The organism is Streptomyces sp. (assembly GCF_031178505.1).
GTDB classification, from domain to species: Bacteria; Actinomycetota; Actinomycetes; order Streptomycetales; family Streptomycetaceae; genus Streptomyces; species Streptomyces gulbargensis.
In genome coordinates this window covers 1-2,348 of record NZ_JAPSIW010000927.1, presented here as the reverse complement: position 1 = coordinate 2,348, position 2,348 = coordinate 1, and the positions used below count along the sequence as shown (strand labels likewise).

Sequence of the window (2,348 nt, the reverse complement as noted above, 5' to 3'; positions counted from 1 at the left end):
CCACCGGCGAGACGGTCTTCCTCGACCTCGGCCGCGCCCACCTGGTCTTCGGCCGCTGACCCTCGCCCGTCCCCTGGAACCTGGACGGCGTACGCGGTGAGTTCGCTCGCCGTGCCGCCGCTGGCCTGGCGTCGGCGCGCCCCCGTCACCGTCCTGCTCGCGGTCCTGACGGCCACGGGTCTGTACGGCCTGACGGTGGACGGCCCCGGGCAGCCGCTGCCGTACGCCGGGCTTGTCGCCGTGTACACCGCAAGACCGGTGGCCGGTGGGGTTACAACGCGGCCGTCTCCGCCACCCGTGACGGCTCCCGCACCCTGGTGTACGGCGTCAACTCCACCGACGCGAAGGGCGAGGGCATGAACGCGGTGGCGCAGGCGCTGATGGTGGCGGCCTACGGGCAGCCGTAGGCCGCCGCCGGGGGCGTCAGTTGTGGTGCGGCGAGGTCAGGTAGTGCTGGCGGAGCAGCTCCCGGCCGTAGTCGTTGCCGTTGGGCGTGCGGATGATCGAGTGCACGTGCAGCTGGGTCGGGGTGCCCTGGGTGGAGTCGTAGGCGCCGCCGAGGGGACCGGGGCCCTGGCAGTCGACCTCGATCCAGACGACGGGGCTCTGCACCCGGACGTAGAAGGCGGAGTCGTCGGCGATGCCGCCGGCCCAGGTGACGTAGGTGTCGTCGAGGTGCTGGGTGATCTCGGCCATCCGGACCGCCGCGGCGTCCGCCTTGGCGCGGTTCACGAACGCCCCGGCGACGGCGAGGAGCTTGGCGCGCTGGGCGGCGGTCAGCGTGTTGCAGCGCAGGCCCTCGTACGCCTGGACCGCGTTGTCGGAGAAGGCGCCGGCCTTCATCGACTCGGACGTCTTGGTGTCGGAGGCGATGGCGGTCGTCCGCTGGGCCGCGCTGAGGGAGTTGATGAAGGCGAGGCTCGCCTCGACCTCCTCGTGGCAGACCTTCACGGTGGTCCCGTCGATCTCCATCTCGGTCGGCTCCGAGCCCCAGAAGCAGGGGCTCATGACGACCTGGTCGCCCAGCACGAAGTAGTTGATGACCAGGTGGTGGCCGTCGAACTGGAAGCCCCAGGGCTCGGTGGCCGACGGGGTGCCCATCACGGTCCAGTAGTAGGCGTCCTCGTTGAAGGCGTCCGTGTTGCCGATGGCCTCGCCGGCCGCCTGGTTGATCTGGCGGATCTTCTCCGTCGTCTCCAGGCCGTCGGCGCTGAGCGCCGCCTTCAGCAGGGCGGTGCCCAGCGCCTTCTGCTCATCGGTCAGGTCGGCGAGGGAGACGCCCTGGCGCGCATAGCCGTCCACGTTGCTCCACATCCGCCACTCGGTGGAGTGCACGGTGTACTGCGTCGACGTCTTCTGGTCGTCGGTCAGACCGGCCAGGAAGGCCTCCGCGGCCGCGATGACGGGGGCCGTGGCGACCTTGGTGGAGTGGATCGAGTAGAGGTCGTCGATCCGCTTGCCGTCGGTGGTCAGGCCGAAGAAGTCCTCGGTGACGGTCTGGTTGCCGGGTCCGCCCGCGCCCGCGCCCGGGTCGCCGCTCGGCGCGGCGGAGGGCGAGGCCGTGGCGTCGGCCGTGGTGGTGTCGTCGGCCAGAGCCGCCCAGGCGCCGGCGCCGCCCATCGTGGCCACGGCCGTGGCGCCGGACGCGAAGAAGACCTTGCGCATGAAGGAACGGCGGTCCGCGTGCGCTGCCCTGCGGCCCGTCTCCCGCTGCGGCTGCTCCCCGGTGTCGAGCTCGGTCATCGTCGCTGGCTCCTCTCAGAACCGGCCCGCCCCTGCGGCAGGCCGCCTGATCGCAACCCTGGTCCGCGGAGCTGAGGCTCGGCTGAAGCCGCCGGACATTCACAGGCGTTCGACAGGGAGGCGGCGCCCGGCAGCGTCACCGTGAACTCCGTACGGCCGGGCCTGCTCTCGACGGTGACCCGGCCCCCGTGCGCGCGGGTGATCGCGTCGGCGATGGCCAGCCCCAGCCCGGAGCCGCCGCCCTCGCCCGGCTTGCGGGAGCGGGAGGAGTCGGCGCGGGTGAAGCGTTCGAAGACGGACGGGAGCAGGGCGGGCGGGATGCCGGGGCCGTCGTCGCGGACCCGGACCAGGCGGGTGCCCGCGGGCGTCGCCTCCACGGTGACGTCGACCCGGGTGCCGGGCGGGGTGTGCGCGCGGGCGTTGGCGAGCAGGTTGGCGACGACCTGGGTGAGCCGGGCCGGGTCGCCGGTCACCAGGGCCGGGCCGGCCACGCGCAGCGCCAGCCGCCAGTCGTGGCCGGCGCCCGCCGCCCGCGCGTCCCACACCGCCTCCGCGACGAGGGTGGCCAGGTCGACCTCCACCGCCTCCAGCGGCCGTCCCTCGTC

Annotated in this window: 2 protein-coding genes and 1 pseudogene; 1 reads left to right on the top strand and 2 read right to left on the bottom strand. The window is 73.3% G+C overall.

From position 1 onward, the window contains the following. Positions 1–236: 236 nt before the first annotated feature. Positions 237–407 (top strand): annotated as a pseudogene (locus RIF68_RS34595) (peptidase); the annotation flags it as partial. Between the two features lie 16 nt (positions 408–423). Here the strand turns inward: RIF68_RS34595 and RIF68_RS34590 are convergent. Next, the gene (locus RIF68_RS34590) at positions 424–1,743 is read right to left on the bottom strand and encodes a DUF3500 domain-containing protein (protein WP_309055459.1); all 1,320 of its coding nucleotides are present in this window, start codon (positions 1,741–1,743) and stop codon (positions 424–426) included. Further along, positions 1,740–2,348, bottom strand: a 609-nt coding sequence (locus tag RIF68_RS34585) for an ATP-binding protein (RefSeq protein WP_309055457.1), incomplete at its 5' end; no start/stop codon positions are given. The genes RIF68_RS34590 and RIF68_RS34585, both read right to left, overlap by 4 nt.